Annotated in this window: 16 protein-coding genes; 4 read left to right on the forward strand and 12 right to left on the reverse strand. The window is 67.7% G+C overall.

Annotated elements, in window-relative coordinates:
- The first annotated feature begins 2 nt into the window (after window positions 1-2).
- Window positions 3-1046: an isopenicillin N synthase family dioxygenase gene (locus tag J2S35_RS04050; RefSeq protein WP_309850113.1), complete on the forward strand. Its 1044-nt coding sequence runs from the start codon at window positions 3-5 to the stop codon at window positions 1044-1046.
- Between the two features lie 164 nt (window positions 1047-1210).
- Here J2S35_RS04050 and J2S35_RS04055 read toward each other — a convergent pair whose 3' ends face one another.
- Complete coding sequence (locus tag J2S35_RS04055; RefSeq protein WP_309850116.1) at window positions 1211-1411, reverse strand: hypothetical protein; 201 nt, start codon at window positions 1409-1411, stop codon at window positions 1211-1213.
- Window positions 1412-1925: 514 nt separating this feature from the next.
- Between J2S35_RS04055 and J2S35_RS04060 the strand changes: the two genes are divergently transcribed.
- On the forward strand, window positions 1926-3272 hold the full coding sequence (locus tag J2S35_RS04060) for an MFS transporter (RefSeq protein WP_309850119.1): 1347 nt from the start codon (window positions 1926-1928) through the stop codon (window positions 3270-3272).
- 87 nt (window positions 3273-3359) lie between these two features.
- Here J2S35_RS04060 and J2S35_RS04065 read toward each other — a convergent pair whose 3' ends face one another.
- The 10 genes from J2S35_RS04065 to J2S35_RS04110 all read right to left on the reverse strand — a co-directional run bounded on the left by J2S35_RS04065 (window position 3360) and on the right by J2S35_RS04110 (window position 14008).
- Entirely contained in the window at window positions 3360-4553 is a 1194-nt protein-coding gene (locus J2S35_RS04065; protein ID WP_309850121.1) for an MFS transporter, read from the reverse strand.
- 120 nt (window positions 4554-4673) lie between these two features.
- Window positions 4674-5000 (reverse strand): hypothetical protein, encoded by a 327-nt coding sequence (locus J2S35_RS04070; protein WP_309850125.1) that lies wholly within the window; start codon window positions 4998-5000, stop codon window positions 4674-4676.
- Window positions 5001-5214: 214 nt separating this feature from the next.
- Complete coding sequence (locus J2S35_RS04075) at window positions 5215-6300, reverse strand: LacI family DNA-binding transcriptional regulator (RefSeq protein ID WP_309850126.1); 1086 nt, start codon at window positions 6298-6300, stop codon at window positions 5215-5217.
- A gap of 99 nt (window positions 6301-6399) precedes the next feature.
- Window positions 6400-7275 (reverse strand): glycerophosphodiester phosphodiesterase family protein, encoded by an 876-nt coding sequence (locus tag J2S35_RS04080; protein WP_309850127.1) that lies wholly within the window; start codon window positions 7273-7275, stop codon window positions 6400-6402.
- A 26-nt stretch (window positions 7276-7301) separates the two neighbouring features.
- Complete coding sequence (locus tag J2S35_RS04085; protein WP_309850130.1) at window positions 7302-9047, reverse strand: ABC transporter permease; 1746 nt, start codon at window positions 9045-9047, stop codon at window positions 7302-7304.
- A complete protein-coding gene (locus J2S35_RS04090) occupies window positions 9041-10069 on the reverse strand; it encodes an ABC transporter ATP-binding protein (RefSeq protein WP_309850131.1) in 1029 nt (342 codons plus the stop codon). Before J2S35_RS04090 ends, J2S35_RS04085 begins: the two co-directional genes overlap by 7 nt.
- A gap of 27 nt (window positions 10070-10096) precedes the next feature.
- Window positions 10097-11152, reverse strand: coding sequence for an extracellular solute-binding protein (locus tag J2S35_RS04095; RefSeq protein WP_309850134.1), 1056 nt, complete (start codon window positions 11150-11152; stop codon window positions 10097-10099).
- Between the two features lie 372 nt (window positions 11153-11524).
- Window positions 11525-12781, reverse strand: a complete 1257-nt coding sequence (gene rlmN / locus J2S35_RS04100) for a 23S rRNA (adenine(2503)-C(2))-methyltransferase RlmN (protein ID WP_309850136.1) — start codon at window positions 12779-12781, stop codon at window positions 11525-11527.
- 136 nt (window positions 12782-12917) lie between these two features.
- Complete coding sequence (locus tag J2S35_RS04105) at window positions 12918-13424, reverse strand: VOC family protein (RefSeq protein ID WP_380083700.1); 507 nt, start codon at window positions 13422-13424, stop codon at window positions 12918-12920.
- Window positions 13425-13444: 20 nt separating this feature from the next.
- Complete coding sequence (locus J2S35_RS04110) at window positions 13445-14008, reverse strand: type 1 glutamine amidotransferase domain-containing protein (RefSeq protein ID WP_309850141.1); 564 nt, start codon at window positions 14006-14008, stop codon at window positions 13445-13447.
- A gap of 428 nt (window positions 14009-14436) precedes the next feature.
- Here J2S35_RS04110 and J2S35_RS04115 point away from each other — a divergent pair, with 428 nt between their 5' ends.
- A complete protein-coding gene (locus J2S35_RS04115; RefSeq protein WP_309850143.1) occupies window positions 14437-14760 on the forward strand; it encodes a hypothetical protein in 324 nt (107 codons plus the stop codon).
- Between the two features lie 146 nt (window positions 14761-14906).
- On the opposite strand, the gene bioB is transcribed toward J2S35_RS04115, so the two are convergent.
- Window positions 14907-16157 carry a biotin synthase BioB gene (bioB, locus tag J2S35_RS04120; RefSeq protein WP_380083696.1) on the reverse strand — a complete coding sequence of 417 codons (1251 nt, stop codon included), beginning with the start codon at window positions 16155-16157 and terminating at the stop codon, window positions 14907-14909.
- A 167-nt stretch (window positions 16158-16324) separates the two neighbouring features.
- Between bioB and J2S35_RS04125 the strand changes: the two genes are divergently transcribed.
- Window positions 16325-16864: a TetR/AcrR family transcriptional regulator C-terminal domain-containing protein gene (locus tag J2S35_RS04125; protein WP_309850145.1), complete on the forward strand. Its 540-nt coding sequence runs from the start codon at window positions 16325-16327 to the stop codon at window positions 16862-16864.
- Window positions 16865-16978 lie beyond the last annotated feature (114 nt).

A 16978-nucleotide genomic window follows, 5' to 3' on the forward strand; every position in this document is an offset into this window, starting at 1 on the left:
GCATGAACTCCACGCACGCACCCTCCGCAGTCCCCGTTCTTGACCTCCGCACGGCCCGGCTTGAGGACGGCTCCCGCAACCCGTCATTCATCGAGGAGCTCCGCCGGGCGGCCCACGACGTCGGCTTCTTCCAGCTGACCGGATTCGGTGCCGCACCCGGAGAGGCGGGCGCGCTGCTGGACACGCTGCGGGAGTTCTTCGCCCGCCCCGTGGAGGAGCGCGAGGCGCTCAGCAACCTCAACTCCCGCGCATTCCGGGGCTACACGAGCCTCGGCGCGGAGATCACGCGGGGCCGGCCGGACTCGCGCGAGCAGATCGACTACGGACCCGACCGCCCGGCCCTTGACCTCAGCCCCGACGACGCCCCGTACTGGCGCCTCCAGGGCCCCAACCAGTGGCCGTCCGAATTCCCGCGCCTCGAGGAGGCCGCGATGGCGTGGGCGGAGCGAATGTCGGCCGTGGCACACGAGCTTCTCGGGCACCTTGCGGTGGCCATCGGCCTGCCGGAGGACCAGTTCACGGAGGCCTTCGAGGGCGAGCCCGCGTGGATGGGCAAGCTCGTGCACTACGTGGGCGGCCTGGCCGAGGCCGGCGACCAGGGCGTGGGCAGCCACGCCGACTACGGCTTCATCACCCTCCTCCTCCAGGACCAGGTGGGCGGGCTCGAGGTCCAGCCGCACGGCACTACCGAGTGGCTCCCCGTCACGCCCATCGAGGACGCCGTGGTGGTCAACCTCGGCGAGATGCTCGAGGTGGCCACGGACGGGTACCTCATGGCCACGATTCACCGGGTCCAGGCGCCCCCGGCCGGCGTGGACCGGTACGCGGTGCCGTTCTTCTACTCGCCGCGGCTCGATGCCCGCGTTGACCCCGTGACCCTGCCCGAGGAGTTCGCGCGCGAGGCCCGCGGCGTGTCCCAGGACCCGGATAACCCCATGCTGCCGGTCTACGGGGACAACGTGCTCAAGGGCTGGCTGCGGGCGCACCCACGGACGGCGGCGGCCCACTACCCGGAGCTTGTGGGGGACGGTCGAGCGCGCGCCTGACACTGTGCGGAGGGGCGGCACCGGCGGAAGGGGCTCCGGTGGCGGGATGACGACGGCGGCTGGCGCGTTGACGCACGCCGCCGGTCACGCGCCGGACGCCGCCCCCTCCGGATCCCGGATGGGCCTGAACGCGGCAATGAGCGCCATCACCACGCCCGCGAAGGTCACCGACTCTGCAGGAAATAGATGATGAGCGCCCCAACCGCAACAGTGGGAACGACAGTGAAGAACATCTTCGTGTAGGAATCGTTACGCTTCTGGTCGGCCCGGATCCATTTGTCCACCCGATTCTGCACGACCAAGATGCCTAAGCCGAGCAACATGAAGACCACGTAGAGCAGCGGGTGCGCCTTGATGAAGTCCACTACTTCTTGCGCTTCGAGGCGAGATAGAAGGCGACGTACACCACGAAGGACCCCATGACGATCCCAAACGCGATGGGAAACGGAAGGTCTCCCGTGACGGCGAGATAGTTCATGTCTACTCCTCAAGCTTGGAGCGCAAGAGACAGGTCCGGACCATGTCGCAACTCCGCATTTTTGAAATTCGCAGGTGAGAACGCGAGTTTCTCCGCAGGAATGACCAGGCGCTACGGCGAGGCATTACGGAGACACTGTACAACGGCCGTCACACCATCGTGACACACCCCTCGAGGCCCGCTCGGGGCGCCATAGACCGGCGCTGCGCCACCAGAGATTGATGGAGGCTGGGCAAGCTGCTGGTGAACGCACTTTACAGGGCACTCGTATGTGATATGTTCATCTTCACATCTGCTCGTTGTCGCGGCCCGCAGCCTCCCTCGCGCGTGAGCTTCTGAACTCGTAGCGCCAGGGCCAGGCAACGTCGAGACGCATTCGGACCCCGCTGCGAGGTGATCCCATGAATCCCACGTTCAGACGACTCATCGTCACGATCTTCTCCAACGAGTTCGCGGGGTCTATTGCCGCCGTGGCCATCCCGCTTCTCGTGCTGGAGCTGACCGGCTCGGCCGCGCAGGCGGGGCTGGTTGCGGCCGTCGGCGGCGTCGGCTTCGTGGCCAGCCAGTTCTTTTCGGGGGCCATCACCGACCGATTCTCCGCGTTCAACGTCCTGCGTCTCTCCTCACTGGTTCAGGCGTTGGCGGCTGGGGTGCTGCTCGCCCTCGTGGTCTTTCGCGTGGACCAGGCCGCGATCCTCGCGTCGGTGGTGCTCGTGGCAGCGCTGGCGTCGTCGTTCGACAGCCCTAGCGAGCACTCCATCGTCAAGCGCGTGGTGCCCCAGGCAGACCTGGGGAAGGCGGCATCGATCGCGCAGGGCCGCGAGTCACTCGCAGGCCTCCTCGGAGGCCCAGCAACGGGCGTTCTCCTGATGGCAGGCGCATGGCTCCCGATGGCCGTCATGGCGTTCTTCCACTCCCTGGCCACGGCCCTCGCGCCGCGGGACCCCCACAGCGAGGGGGACGGCAATCTCGCTTCAAGAGCGGAGGGGTGCCGCACCCCTGTGCCGGAGGCCGGCGCCTCCCTGAAGGCCGCTCCCGCGTCAGCGGCTGAAAGTGATGCGCCGCCCATGCCCGAGGTCACCCCTGCCCCCAGCCTGGCACGCGAGATCCGCGAGGGTTTCGCCGTCGTGTGGAATGACGCGGGACTGCGTGGCACGGCGCTCATCGGTGCGTTCGCCAACGTGACGGTCGTGGCAGTGCCCCTGATTCTCCTCATGTCGTACCAACGGGCTGGCGTGGACGCCTGGGCCATTGGCCTGTTCGCCAGCTGCGCGGGCCTGGGTGTGCTCGTCGGGTCCACGTTTGCCGGCTGGCTGACCACCCGGCTGACTCTGGGCACGCTGGGCATCGTGGCCCTCGCCGCATTCACAGCGGGGCAGGGCCTTCTCTGGGCCGTTCACGGCAACGTCTTTATGGCCGGGGCCGTCATGTTCCTGTCCACGTTGGCACTGCCGGCCTTCAACTCGGCCATCGGCGCCTACACCACAGCCGTGACGCCGGAGCATCTCATGGGACGGGTAGTATCCGCGTCCGGGGTGCCGGGCATGATTCTCATGCCCCTTGGGGCGGCAGGCTCCGGCATTCTCTTGGAGGCTTTGGGGCCGAGCGCAGCCGTGGCCAGTGCGACCGCGTTCTCCGCCCTCGCGCTCGTGCTCATAGTGGCCACGACGAGCCTCAGGACACTCCCCCGCCTCGACGAGCTGACCGAGCTCTCGCCTGTGGCAGAGCCCGCGGCACATGCCCACTGACTCTGGGCGGGACGGTCACGCGGGAGGTAGTGGCGGCGCCGGCGGAAGGATGACGACGGCGGCTGGCGCGTTGGCGCACGCCGCGGGTCACACGCCCGACGCCGCCCGTTGCGGGTCCCGGATGGGCCTGAACGCGGCAATGAGCGCCATCGCCACGTACGCGGCAACCGAGACGAGAATGGCCACCGCAGCTCCGGAATCCTGAATCAGCGCGGCGGCCCAGGGCAGGAAAACGCTCATGGAGATGGCGCCAACCAGGGCGCTGAGTGAGCCTGACGCGGCTCGAACCTTGTTGGGAATGTTCGCGTGGAGATAGGCGCCATTCATGATTCCGAGCACGAGCTTGAAGATCACGTGGGCCACAAAAAACGCCATCGACAGCCATCCCGCCGGGGCCACGGCAAACGCCCACGCGGTCGAAAGGTTGAGGGCCGCAGCGAGGATGAAGCGGCTGCGGGTGACGGGAAAGTGCTTGGACAAGAAGGCGCCCCACACGCCGATGAGGTTCATGGCGATGAATCCAAGGACGACGAAAGCCGTGGAGGTCTCGCTGAACTTGAGCTGCCACAGCAGATAGGGCACAACCGAGGCCACTCCGGACGCGAATCCGACCCAGTAGGCGCGGAGGGTGAAAATCCGCGTCAGCGCGGCCGCATACTGTTTGGCGGGGATGGGCTCAACGTGCTCCCCGGAGTCTCGCAGCCACGCCAGAGACACAGTTGCCACGGCCAGGAACAGCACGGCCACGGCCCAGATGCCTCGGGGAAAGACGGAGAAGACAGCGGCACCGATCACGCCGCCAACGACATTGCTGGCCGCGCTGATGAGGCTGAACATGGCAAAGAGCTGCGAGTAGTCAGCATACGACTCGGACCCTGAGTTGTTGATAATCAGGGCCTCGCTCGTCCCACTGGCTGCGGCCGCCCCCACGCCCGCAAGAATGTTCGCGGCGACCAACCAGGCCTCGCCCGGGTTCAGGAACAGAATGGCAAGCGCGATCATGCGGAGAATCATCCCGGCATAGAGGACCTTCTTCCCCGCGTAGCGGTCGAAGAGGATTGCGAGCGGAAGCTCCGAAATAGCTGCTGCGAGCGTGAATGCACCAACCAGGGTCCCCACGAAGACGAGCGAATACCCCATCGCCGAGTAGTAGAGAACGTCCACGACCATGAACGAGGCCAACGCGGCCCCGCGGGAGAACATGAAGATCGAAGCGCACTTGTTGCCCCGCACATAGCTCCACAGATCATGCAGGACGCCCTCACGAGCACCGATAGACATAGCGCTTAGTATACAAATGAGTCCGGCAGCTGGCCCCAGCGCCTTGGTGGACCCACCCCTGGGGGTGACACGAGAGCGGCCCGCCCCACCAGGGACGGGCCGCTCTCTGCGCGAGGAGTTCTACTTGGTGTCGCTGAGGAAGTGCGCCGCAGTGGCCGAGGCGGCCGTCACGGTCAGCACGGACGGCCACGCGCCGATCTTCTTGGCCAGCGGGTGGGAGAGGCCGAAGCCCGCCAGGTACACCGCGGCGAGAGCGGCGGTGGTGCCGGCGCCGGCCTTCGCGCTCCACGTGCGGCCAGCGTAGAGGCCGGCAGCGGCGAGGACGGCCCCGCCGATGGGACGCACCTTGGTCACCCGGGCGGAGAGGAATCCGCCGATGAGACCGAACGCCACGACGGGCGCGGTGTCAACGGACTTGGCAGCGGGGAGGGAGTCAAGGATGTTCATGAGTCAACGCTATCGGACTGGTCTGGGCGGCGCCTAGGATCGCCGGATCGACGACAGCACCCGCTGGGTGAGCCGGGCCCGCCTGTCCAACCACGCCACGATCAAACAAACCACGTCAGGATCGGAGCGTGATCTCGCGGGTCAATGCCCCCGATGATGACGTAATTTGGTCAATGCTGACATGGTTTGACCGCGCTCCATTGACCGGCGCCCATTAACCGGGGCCCATCGGCGGGGCCCCCAGCGTCCGGCCCCGGACCAGCTTCCCCGGCAAGAGTTCCGAGCCCACCGCCACACCCGGTCCCCGCGCGACCTGCTCGGCGAACACCTCAAGCGCGCGCCGGGCCACGTCCTCCACGGGCAGCCGCACGGTGGTCAGCCCCAGATAGTCGCGCCCCTGCATGATCCCGTCGATCCCCGTGACGGAGACGTCCTCCGGCACGCGCACCCCGGCCTTCCCCGCCGCGTCCATGAACGCGAGCATCCTGAGATCGGTGGGGAAGCAGAGGCACGTGACCTCGCCCCGCCGGGCCATGTCAATGAGCCGGCCCATGCCCTCCCCCGCCGCGCCCGAGCCGGCGGGGTCAGGGGCGTCGTCGACATCCATGACCTCAACGCCCCGCGCCCGCAGGCCGGACGCCAGGAGCTCCCCGCGCAGATTCTCCATGTACGAGAAGCGGACCGGGACGCGGAACACGCCCACGCGCCGGTGCCCTGCGGCTACGACGGCGTCGGCGATGAGCTCGCAGTTGGCCCGCTCGTCGTAGGAAACGGCCGTCAGAGTCGGGTCTGTCTCCACGCGCCCCACGGCGACGGTCGGCAGGGTCGCAGCGGTCTCCGCCACAAGGGAGGATGGCGCGCTGCCGGAGGCAATGAGAATACCGCTCACGCGGTGACGGCGCAGGCGCTGGATGCCCTCGCGCTCGGCCTCAACGCCGCCCTGCTGGCTCACGGTGGCCGCAACGACCTCCAGGCCCAGAGCGGGGGCCGCCTCCTGCAGCGAGGCGTGCAGCAGACCGTAGACGGGATTGCGGGGGTCCCTCAGCAGGACGCCGACCGCGTTGGCCCGCGGCTGGGCGAGGCTCTGCGCGTTGGCGTTCGGCACGTAGCCCAACGTCTCCACCGCGTGGAGAACACGCTCCCGCGTGGATCCGCTGACGACATCATGTCCGGCCAGCACCCTCGAGACCGTCGCCCGAGAAACCCTCGCCAGTGCCGCCACATCACTCATCGTGATGGCGTAGGGGGTCCCCCGAGTTGTCATGGACTTCCTGCCGTTCTCGTGCCTCACCCTCCACATCGTTGAGGGCGTTGAAGACAGGTTAGCGTTTCTTCCCCGCACGGGATGCGGCACCGGCTCTGTGTGGGCGGGGCCAGCGCAGGGGACGACGACGGCGGCCTAGCGGCCATCCAGAGCCGCCATGTACTCCCAGAGCAGGTGCGGCCAGTCCGTCTGGAGAAGGCTCGGCCCGAACTCGAGGATTTTCCCCCACCCGTGCTCGGGCCCGCGGGTGATGGACACGTGGTCGTCGAGGCCGCCGAAAAGGATCTGCCCCTCGGGGAGGGTGAGGGCGTTGAGCTGGACGAAGCGCCCCTCTGACTTGAGCTCCGCAATGCGGCCCGGCGCCACGAGGGGCCCGTCCAGGGTCTCGGCCACGATCTCGTAGCCGACGAGGTTGATGTCGTAGGACCCGACGCGCGCAATGTCCTCCTCGGTGAAGACGATCGCCGCGAACTGGAGGTCGCCGCCCTCGGCCTCGAGGGCCTGGAGCACGGCCTCGTCCGCCGGGGCTTTGAGGTGGAGCGAGTCCGCCCGGCCTGATGCTCTGAGCACGGGGAAGAGGTCCGGCCACCACGGCCACGAGCGATCGATCTGGAGATGGATGTCCGGGCACTGCTCCAGGACGTCCGTGAGGCGCTCAACCCGGGCACCGCCCTCGAGCTGCCAGCGATAGCTGAGGCTCTCGATCTCGGCCGTGGTCAGCTCGAAGAGCCGGCGCGAGGCGGGCGGAGCGACGGCGGGCTGGGCAGCCGCCGTGGGCACCCCGATGGGCGAAACCAAGCCGAAGTGACGCTCCTCCTGCCCGTCGTGGAAGAGGAAGAACTCGCCGTCCAAGGACCGGATGACGTCCACCTCGACGATGTCCGCGTGGCTCAGGGCCGCTGCCCGAACCGCCGCCACTGTGTTCTCCGCGACCGACCCCCGCCCGAACCCCCTGTGGCAGACCAGCCCGGGGCGGGGGCCCTCCACGGCGCGGCTCAGGGACTCGCTCATGACCGTTCTAGCTCTCGAAGCGTCCCTCATGCACGGCCGCCCTTCGTCCACACGTTCCTGATCCTGACCTTGCGAATGAGGTCGCCTCCCTTTCCGTAGACAAGCCACATGATGAAGCCCGTGAGAATCATGAGCAGCACGGCGTAGACGAACACGAGGGCCGTGCTGTCGGCGCTCCCCTCCCCTTCCGTGGCGTTCTTGATGAAGATGCCGAGCGGCTGATACAGCGGGTGAGCCAGGAAGACGGCCGTGTCATAGTCGTCCAGCATCGAGTTGAAGTTGAGCGCGGTGACAGCCGTGGCGGCCGGGAGGACGAGCGGGAGAATGATCCTCCGCAGGATGTACGTCTCCTTTGCGCCCATGAGGGACGCCGCCTCCTCCAGGCTCTCGTTGATGCCCGTGAACGCGGCCTTCATGATGCGGAACGTGAAGGGGATTTTCCCGATCACGTACGCAATGCCGAGAATCCACACCGTCCCGCTGAGCACCTGCGAGCCGACGAGGGCCTGCGGGTCACTGAACGTGATGAGCATGGCCAGGGCGATGAGCGTCCCGGGAAGAATCCACGGGATGTGCAGGACATACTCGATTCCCGCCGTCACGGGGTTGCGATACTTCTGACAGATCCGCGCGATGAAGAAGATGCCCACAATGACCGCCGCCGCGGCGCCGGCGCTGTACATGAGGCTCACGACGAACGGCCACGAGGCCAGCGGGTCCGTCAGCACGGTGACATAGTTCTCCAGCGTGAAGCTCGAGGGTGTGATCTCCCCGGTGGCAATCGTCGCGGCGTCCGTGAAGGAGTACAGCACCACGAGCAGCGGCGGCGTCATGTAGATGACGAACAGCGCATAGGCAGCGACGTGGACCAGAACGTTGGCCACCGGGTTGTCGATCTTCCGCTTCTGAAGCGCCGAGGGCACCTTGGACACCGAGAAATACGTTCCGCCCTTCTCCAGGCGGTTGAGGATGACGAGCACCGCCACCGTCATGGCGCCCAGCACCAAGGCAAGCGTGGCTGCGAGGTCCCGCGAGGTGGGGGCGTTGGCGAACGTCAGGATCATCGGGGTGATCGTCTGGAACCCCTTGCCGCCCAAGAGCTGCGGAGCCGCAAGCGCGCCCAGCCCGCCGAGGAACAAGAGGACGGTCAGCGCGTAGATCATCGGCTTGAGGGTGGGCAGGACAATCCTCGTGAGGATCCGCCACTCGCTGGCCCCCATGATCTTGGCGGCCTCGATGGTCTGGTAGTCGACCTTGCTCAGCGCGGACCCCAGGAAGAGCAGATGATTGCCGGTCATCGAGAGCGTCATGACGAAGCAGACCGCGAACGCGCCGCCGAACCACTCTGGGTCCAGGCCCGGGTTGATCTGCTGTGCAAGTTTCGTCACGAGCCCCGTGGGTCCATAGACGAACTTGTACCCGGACACGAGGACGATGCCGCCGTAGATGAGGTTCGTGGCATATCCGAGCCAGAGAATCCGACTTCCCTTGACATCGAAATACCGGGTCACGAGTACGAGGAAGATGCCCACGACGTTTCCGGCCACGGCCAGCACCACCGCGAGGAACACGGAATTGCGGAGCGAGTCCATGGCGAGCTTGGAGCCGAGCAGCTTCTCCCACGAGCGCAGAGAGAGCTTTCCCTCGGGGAAGAAGATTCCGCGGAGAAGATTGACGTTCGGCAGGATGAGGAACGTCACCGAGAACCAGGCCGTCACCGCGAAAACGGCCCAGAAGAGCGGCGAGCGCGCCATCCGCTTCACGCTCAGCACCGCACACCGTCCTCGGTGTAGGACATGACGCGTTCCGGACGAATGACGATGTCCACGGCGGAGCCCGTGTGCTCATGGTCCCGGTCCGTCCCGTAGACCGAGGCGCGGATCTTGTGGCCCGCGCACTCAATCATGTAGGCGCGGTAAGGACCATTGAATCCCGAGTAGGCCACCGTGCCGGGCACGACGATGCTTCCGGGCGGGGTCTCACCCCCGCGGGCCTGGACCGCGACGTCCTCGAACCTGACATAGTGGCGCGCACCGTCCCGCGGCAGGGTCGTCGCCCCCTTGAGGAACTCTCCCGGCAGACGGTTGACGTCCCCGATGAACTGACACACGCCCTCAGTCCGCGAGCGCGAATAGACATCCTCCGGGGTGCCGACCTGGGCGATGCGCCCCTTGTCGAGAACCGCGATGCGGTCGCTCATCGAGAGGGCCTCGTCCTGGTCGTGGGTGACGTAGATGGAGGTGACGCCAAACTCGCGCTGAAGAAGCTTCAGCTGCTCTCGCATGCGCTTGCGCAGCTTGGCGTCCAGGTTGGAGAGGGGCTCATCCATGAGGAGGATCTTCGGCCGGGTCACGAGCGCGCGGGCGATGGCCACGCGCTGCTGCTGCCCGCCCGAGAGCTCGCTAATGCCGCGGCCAAGCTGCTCCTCGGTGATGTCGACGCTCTCGGCGGCCTCCCGCACAGCGCGCTCGATCTCCTTCTGAGGACGCTTGGCCACCTTGAGACCGAACCCGATATTGTCCCTCACGCTCATCGACGGGAAGAGCGCATAGTTCTGGAACACCATGCCGAGCTGGCGCTTGTCGCTGGGCAGGCGCGTCACGTCCTTGCCACCCACGAGGATCTTCCCGCTCGTCACGGGCGTCAGCCCCGCCAGGGCCCGGAGCGCCGTCGTCTTCCCGCAGCCCGACGGGCCGAGGAGCGTGAAGAACTCACCCTCCTTGACGTCCAGGCTGAACTCGGGAAGGACCGTGGTGCTGCCGTAGGAGACCACGACGTTCTGCATCGAAATCATGATGAACCCCTCTCCCTGGAATCCGGCCTACTTGAGGATCTCCAGCTGGATCTTCTCGACCCACTTGTCGATGTTCTCGGCGACGAAGACCCAGTCGATGTCCTGCGCGCTGAAGGAGTCCGTGATCTTCACGGCCTCGGCGTCCGCGTTGGCCAGCGCGTTCTTGTTGACGGGCGCCGTGAAGAACTTCTTGGACCACTTCGCCTGCATCTCGGCGCCGCCGAGCCAGTCAATGAACTCCTTGGCCTTGGCCTCCTTCTTGGTGCCCTTGACGAGGGAGATGTGCTGGACGACCATCGGCACGCCCGTCTTGGGGTGGACGGCCTGAGTCTTGATGCCGTACTGCTTCTCACGCTGCGGCTTGCCCGCGAGGTACATCTGGCCCGCGTTGACCTTGCCGGCCTTCATCTGGGCGTAGAGGTCCTGGCCCTTGACGGACGGGACGCCCTTCTCGAAGTAGGCCTTGACCGCGTCCCAGCCTTCCTTGGTGATGCCGAGGTCGCCGCCATCGCCCTTGAAGCGGGTCAGGATGCCTGAGAGGACCATCTGCGTGGTGGCGCCGCCGAGGGAGGAGGGAACTTCGTACTTCTTGGCGAACTTCTCGTTGGTCCACAGCTCCGGCCAGTCCTGCGGCGCGTCCGCGGGGGTCTTGTAGACGGCCTCGTTGTAGACGAGCATGATGGGCTCTCGGACGATCGGCCAGTACTCCTTCTCGTTGCCGAGCTTGGCGTCCACCTCGCCGGCCCACTTCGGCGTGGAGGCCGCGAGGACGCCCGCCTTGTTGAGCTTCTCGAAGTAGACGTTGTTGAGGCCGAAGACGACGTCCGCCATGGGGTTGTTCTTCTCCGCGACGAGGCGGTTCATGATGTCGCCGCCGCCGAGGTCGACGAAGCTGAGGTCGAAGCCGGCCGTCTTCGCCTCCCCCTGCAGCCACTCTTTGCGGCCATCGCTGAGGGAGTTCGAGTACACGACGAGGCTGTTGTCGGACCCGCCCGAGGAGTTCTGGCTCGGCGGGGTGCAGGCGGCCAGCGAGGTGGCCGCGGCGGTCAGGACTGAGAGCTGGAGAAAACGACGACGCTCCATGAGCAGATCCCTTCTGATGATCGCGCGTACATCATGATGAGAACTTATGGAAGGCAGGTGCGCCGCCGGTCACTCGTGGCGGCGCACCTCTCGGATGTACGCGCGTTCATAGTAGACAGCGGCCAGTGACGCAGGGGAAAGTGGCAAAGGAACTGGTTCTGAACTTTGGGTAAACCCCGCCGAGCGCTGGCTGGCTGACGCGACTTAGGCAGTAGCTGCGGTGTGCGGGCCCGGCTGGGATGTGAGCCGGGCCCGCCTGTCCACGCACGGCATGAACAAACGAACCACGTCAGGATCGGAGTGAGATCTCGCGGATCTCAGCCCCCGATCCTGACGTGGTTCGGTGAAAGGCGCCGGGATTCGGCAGCCGCCCTATTCCGTGGCGGCGAGCTGCCCGCAGGCGCCGTCGATCTCCTCGCCGCGCGTGTCTCGCAGCGTGGCTGGGATGCCGGCGGACTCGAGGCGGTCGATGAACTCCGCCGTCACGTCCTTCTCGGACGCCGTCCAGATGGACCCCGGCGTGGGGTTGAGGGGGATGGGGTTCACGTGGACCCAGCCGCGGCCGCGGGCGTTGAGCTTGCGGGCCAGGAGGTCGGCGCGCCACCCGTGGTCGTTCATGTCCTTGATGAGCGCGTACTCGATGGAGACGCGGCGCCCGGTCTTCTCGTAGTACTCGTACGCGGCGTCGAGTGCTTCGTCCACCTTCCACCTATCGTTCACGGGGATGAGGTCGTCGCGCAGCTCGTCGTCGGGCGCATGGAGGGAGAGCGCGAAGGTGACGGGCAGGTCCTCCTCCGCGAGCTTCCGGATGGCCGGGACCAGGCCCACCGTGGACACGGTGATATTGCGGGCGCTCATGCCGAGGCCGTTGGGCTGCGGCTCCACGTAGGTGCGCAGCGCGGCCATGACGCGCTTGTAGTTGGCGAGGGGCTCGCCCATGCCCATGAAGACGATGTTCGTGACGCGCTCGGCCGGGTCCCCCTCGGCGCGCTTGGAGCCGCGAAGCTCGCCCCGGGCGATGGCCCTGTTGGCGGCGACGACCTGATCGACGATCTCCGCCGTCGACATATTGCGCGTCAGGCCCGCCTGGCCCGTGGCGCAGAAGGGGCAGTTCATGCCGCAGCCGCACTGGCTGGACACGCAGAGCGTGATGCGGCCCGGGTAGCGCATGAGGACGGACTCCACGAGGGCCCCGTCGAAGAGGCGCCACAGGAACTTGATGGTGTCCCCGTTGTCGGTCTCGAGGCGCTTGACCTCGGTCAGCAGCGGCGGGAACAGCTCGGCGACGAGCTCCTCGCGGCGCTCCTTCGGCAGGTCCGTCATGTCCGCCGGGTCCGAAGTGTAGTGCGTGAAGTAGTGCGTGTTGAGCTGCTTGGCGCGGAACGCGGGCAGGCCGAGCTCCTTGACCTTGGCGACGCGCTCGTCCTGGGTCATGTCCGCCCAGTGCTTCGGCGGCTGCGTGACGCGCGGCTGCTTGAACTGGAGGAGGGGGCGGCCCTCGGGGGTGCGCGCCTGGTCCCAGCCTTCGGCTGCGGGGCGGACCTGGCGCGCGCGGGACGTCACGGACGTCGCCTTGATCTGCTCGGCGCCGGACGTGGGACGGGACTGGGGGCGGGGTGTGGAAGCCATTGGGTCCATTCTCTCATCCTGCGCGCCTGCTGTTTCGGCTGGCTTTCAGGCAGGGGCCGACGACGACGGGGCCGCGGGGGCCGGCCGCCGCAGGCGCGGCGCGCCCCTCTTGGGCAACCAGGGCCGACCTCATGCTTCAGCGCGGCGACGGCATCCATACCTCAGACTCCGAAGACTCCGGGTAGTAGTGCCCCTCCGGGATGGTCTGCAGCTCAATGAGCATGCCCCAAGGCGCCTTCGCGTAGACACCGCCGTTGCCGGGCGTGTCTTCGTAGCGGCCATTCCCGTGCACCTCGAACAACGCATCGCCCCCGGCGGCGGCGACAAGGCGCTCAAGCGAGCCGTCGATGTCGTCCCAGTAGAGGGACCTGTGGTTGAGGCCAAAGTCGGCGAGGCCCGCAGCGGCGCGCTGCTCGGCGTCGATCTCGAAGACCTCGAGGCCCGGGCCCTCGCCGATGACGATCATCCGCTGCTTGCGAATAGCCGCTCCGGACGGGAGGCCGAGCTGGCGCTCGACCTCCTCGCCCTGGCGGGGCTCGTCCTGATCGGTCAGGCCGTCGTAGGCCACCTTGGCCCCGAGCCCCTCGACGAGGAAGCGCGTGGCCTCCTCCAGGTCAGGAAGCGTGACGCCGATGTGCAGAATGCCGCACGGCGGCGGCGAGGTTAGGCGGAGGCCGCGTCGTCGTCGTTGGAGGAGAGCGCCTTGACGATGGCGTTGCCGAACGCCTCGAGGTCATCCGGGGTGCGGCTCGTGATGAGGCCGCCGTCCTCGGCGAGCTCCTGGTCAACCCACTCCGCGCCGGCGTTCTTGAGGTCCGTGGCCACGGAGGCGAACGAGGTCAGGGTGCGGCCCTTGACGACGCCGGCCTCGATGAGGATCCACGGGGCGTGGCAGATCGCGGCGACGGGCTTGCCCGCGTCGAGGAACGCGCGGACGAGGGCCTGCGTGTCCTCGCACTGGCGGAGCGCGTCCGCGTTGAGGGTGCCGCCGGGGAGGACGAGGGCGTCGAAGTCATCGGCCTTAACGGCGTCGATGGCCTGGTCCGGGCTGAATGTCTCGCCGCGGTCCCAGTCCCCCTGGAGGGCCTGGAAGTCCTTGCCGCTCGGGGCCGCGAGGGTGATGGTGGCGCCCGCATCGGAGAGGGTGTCCCGCGGGGAGGTCAGCTCGACCTGCTCGACGCCCTGGCTCGCGAGGATGAGAACGTTCTTGCCGGTGAGGTCAGCCATGAGGGTGCTCCTTGTGTTTTTGGGGATCGCCGGGGATGAGCCCGACTATCTCCCACACTGCTCCTGGGCGGGGGCTGGCGCAAGGGGTCTCAGCCGTGGGCGGAACCGCCAACCTGGGGGCGGGGCCGGGCGGCCCGGCTGGGCGCAGGTCGGCTGGGCGCAGGTCGGCTGGGCGCAGGCCGGGCAGGCCTCCTGGACAGGGTGCCCCCAGTTTTGGCGAATGCCCCGCGCAATGACGGTGGCAAACGCCAGACGAGGGGGTCAAGACCTTGGGCGCGGGCGGGGCAGGCCGTTGACACGGGCACGCATCGAGGATATACCCATATCAGACGGTATTCACCAACGTCAGGCGGCCTCGGCCCGCACCCCCTGAGCGGCCCTCGGCCCTCCCGCATGACGTGACGGCACCGCTTCAGGAGGACCAGGCCATGCTCATCCCACTGGGAATGCTTGTCATCTCCGCGCTCTTCGAGGCCCGGCGCGCGGTGGAGCTCCGGCACTTCCCGAATGTGCCGTTCTCCCGACCCACCGTGATCGACCTCGCGGTGATGGGCGCCGTGGGCCTGGCAGGCCTGCTCCTTGTGCCGATTGGATCCCTCACCGACCTGGCACTCGCGTTCATGGGGTTCGTGGTCGTCCCCAGCGTTTTCGCCGGCACGCTCCGGGGACTCGGACTGAAGGGCCTCATCGCGTGCGCCGCGAGTGCCGCGCTCGTCGTGGCGCAGGTCGGCCTCCGCCTCGCCACCGGGTAGGACCGGCGGACGAGCAACGGCGATTCACCGACGGCGCACCACCCCCGCCCGCACCCCCTCCTTTGGCGGACGCCCCGCGCAATGACAGTGGCACACGCCAGAATCGGGGGCGCCGGGGGACGGCGGCGGCTCGACGGGGCTGTGGCTCACGCGTTCGGGTCCAGGTCCGTGCCGGCACCCCTCTTGCGCGGGGCGGGGGTTGCGCTGGCGCCAGCCGCCGTCGTCGTCGTGCTCCCGCAGCCGGAACCACAGCAGGAGCTCTCCCCGGCAGCGGAAGCGCACGCCTCCCCCGAGGCGCCCGTGAAGCCGGGCTCGCCGGGGCGCTCGCCGAGGACGTGGAAGCCGTTGTCGCGGATCATGGCGAGGTCCTCCTCGGCGGACTGGCCCTCGGAGGTGAGGTAGTCGCCCAGGAAGAGAGAGTTGGCGGCCTGGAGCGCGATGGGCTGGAGGCTGCGCAGATGCATCTCGCGGCCGCCGGCCATGCGCAGCTCACGGTCCGGCGCGGCGAAACGGACCAGGGCGAGGATACGGAGGGCGCGCAGGGGGCTGAGCTCCCACGTCCCCTCGAGCGGGGTGCCATCGAAGGGCATGAGGAAGTTGACGGGGATGGAGTCGGAGCCCATGTCGCGGAGGGCGAAGACGGCCTCGACAAGCTGCTCGTCCGACTCGCCCATGCCCACGATGATGCCCGAGCACGCGCTCATGCCCGCAGCCTGCGCCTTCTCCACGGTGGCCACGCGGTCCGCGTAGGAGTGCGTGGAGCAGATGTCCTCGTAGTGGGACTCGGCGGTGTTGATGTTGTGGTTGTAGGCGTCGACGCCCACGGCCCGGAGGCGCTCGGCCTGGCCATCCTTGAGGATGCCGAGGCACGCGCAGACCTCGATCTCGGGGTGGTCCGCCTTGAGGTCCGCAATCATCGCGGACACCCGGTCCACGTCCCGGTCCGTGGGGCCGCGCCCCGAGGCGACCATGCAGACCCGGCGGGCGCCGCCGCCGATGCCGAGCTTGGCCTGGCGGACGGCCTCGTCCTTGTCCAGCCACGTGTACTTGAGAATCTGGGCCGCGGAGCCGAGGCGCTGGCTGCAGTACGTGCAGTCCTCGGGGCAGAGGCCCGACTTCAGGTTGACGAGGTAGTTGACCTTGACGCTCAGGCCGAAGTGCTCACGGCGGAGACGGAAGGCGGCGTTGAGGAGATCGAGGGTGTCCTCGTCCGGGGTGGCGAGGAGGGCGAGGGCCTCGGCGTGGGTCAGCGTGTGGCCGGCGAGGATGCGGGCGGCCAGGTTGTGAGGGCTGGTGGCGGCGGGGGTGGGGGCCGGGGTGGGGGCACCCGGGGCTGTGGGGGCCGATGTGGGGGCGGAATCCGCCTGCATGGGGGCGGGTGCTGCCTGCTGCGACATGGTGACTCCTCACGCGCTTCCCCTGTGATCCCGGGGTGAACGATGTTCAATGAACGGTGTTCAGCCATGTTAGTCCAGAACCCCTGAACAGCGTTAAATTGACTGCCCCGTCAGGGGAGCCAGCCCAGGGCAAAGCCGGTACGAGCCGCCCCACTAGACTGGTCTTCATGGCGCTCTCCCGCAACGAAATCACGAATGCGGCCCTCCGCATCCTTCGGAAGTACGGGTTCGCGGACTTGTCCATGCGCCGAATCGCCGCAGATCTCGAGGTCCAGCCCAGCGCCCTCTACTGGCATGTGCACAACAAGCAGGAGCTCCTCGTGCTCACCGCCACGGCCATCCTGGAGCACTGCCGCGGCGAGGACCTGCCGCAGCTCGCGCGCAGCATCCGAGCCGCGCTGTCGTCCGTGCGTGACGGGGCGGACGTCGCCCTCATCGCTGTGGCCGCCTCCCCCGAGCCGCTCCCCGGCCTGGCCCAGATCCCGCCCCTGCTGCGCGGCTTCGGCCTCTCGGACCAGGACGCGGAATGGGGCGCCAAGACGCTCGAGCACCACATCCTCGCCGCGGTGGCCGCCGAGCAGAACGCCGAGGCCCTGGGCCGAGACGTGGACCCGCTGGCCCCCGAGGCCTTCGACTTCGGCGTGCGCGCCATCCTCAAAGGGCTCGGGGCGGAACGCGGGGTCGTCGACGAGCCGGTCCTCTTCTAACACGCCTCCGCCCCTTCCCCTCCTTCGTTCCGTGGCGATGTTCGCACGCCTGAGCGCGATTTTTGGTTCAAAATCGCCTCGAAACGGGAGATGAGGAGGGAGCGCCACCGTGGG

It is taken from the genome of Falsarthrobacter nasiphocae (assembly GCF_031456275.1).
Taxonomy (GTDB): Bacteria; Actinomycetota; Actinomycetes; order Actinomycetales; family Micrococcaceae; genus Falsarthrobacter; species Falsarthrobacter nasiphocae.

Bases quoted from the DNA above. Each gene is read 5' to 3' on its own strand.
- J2S35_RS04050 (WP_309850113.1), top strand. From the start codon at position 3: ATGAACTCCACGCACGCACCCTCCGCAGTCCCCGTTCTTGACCTCCGC.
- J2S35_RS04060 (WP_309850119.1), top strand. From the start codon at position 1,926: ATGAATCCCACGTTCAGACGACTCATCGTCACGATCTTCTCCAACGAG.
- J2S35_RS04065 (WP_309850121.1), bottom strand. From the start codon at position 4,553: ATGTCTATCGGTGCTCGTGAGGGCGTCCTGCATGATCTGTGGAGCTAT.
- J2S35_RS04070 (WP_309850125.1), bottom strand. From the start codon at position 5,000: ATGAACATCCTTGACTCCCTCCCCGCTGCCAAGTCCGTTGACACCGCG.
- J2S35_RS04075 (WP_309850126.1), bottom strand. From the start codon at position 6,300: ATGTGGAGGGTGAGGCACGAGAACGGCAGGAAGTCCATGACAACTCGG.
- J2S35_RS04080 (WP_309850127.1), bottom strand. From the start codon at position 7,275: ATGAGCGAGTCCCTGAGCCGCGCCGTGGAGGGCCCCCGCCCCGGGCTG.
- J2S35_RS04090 (WP_309850131.1), bottom strand. From the start codon at position 10,069: ATGATTTCGATGCAGAACGTCGTGGTCTCCTACGGCAGCACCACGGTC.
- J2S35_RS04095 (WP_309850134.1), bottom strand. From the start codon at position 11,152: ATGGAGCGTCGTCGTTTTCTCCAGCTCTCAGTCCTGACCGCCGCGGCC.
- rlmN (WP_309850136.1), bottom strand. From the start codon at position 12,781: ATGGCTTCCACACCCCGCCCCCAGTCCCGTCCCACGTCCGGCGCCGAG.
- J2S35_RS04110 (WP_309850141.1), bottom strand. From the start codon at position 14,008: ATGGCTGACCTCACCGGCAAGAACGTTCTCATCCTCGCGAGCCAGGGC.
- J2S35_RS04115 (WP_309850143.1), top strand. From the start codon at position 14,437: ATGCTCATCCCACTGGGAATGCTTGTCATCTCCGCGCTCTTCGAGGCC.
- bioB (WP_380083696.1), bottom strand. From the start codon at position 16,157: ATGTCGCAGCAGGCAGCACCCGCCCCCATGCAGGCGGATTCCGCCCCC.
- J2S35_RS04125 (WP_309850145.1), top strand. From the start codon at position 16,325: ATGGCGCTCTCCCGCAACGAAATCACGAATGCGGCCCTCCGCATCCTT.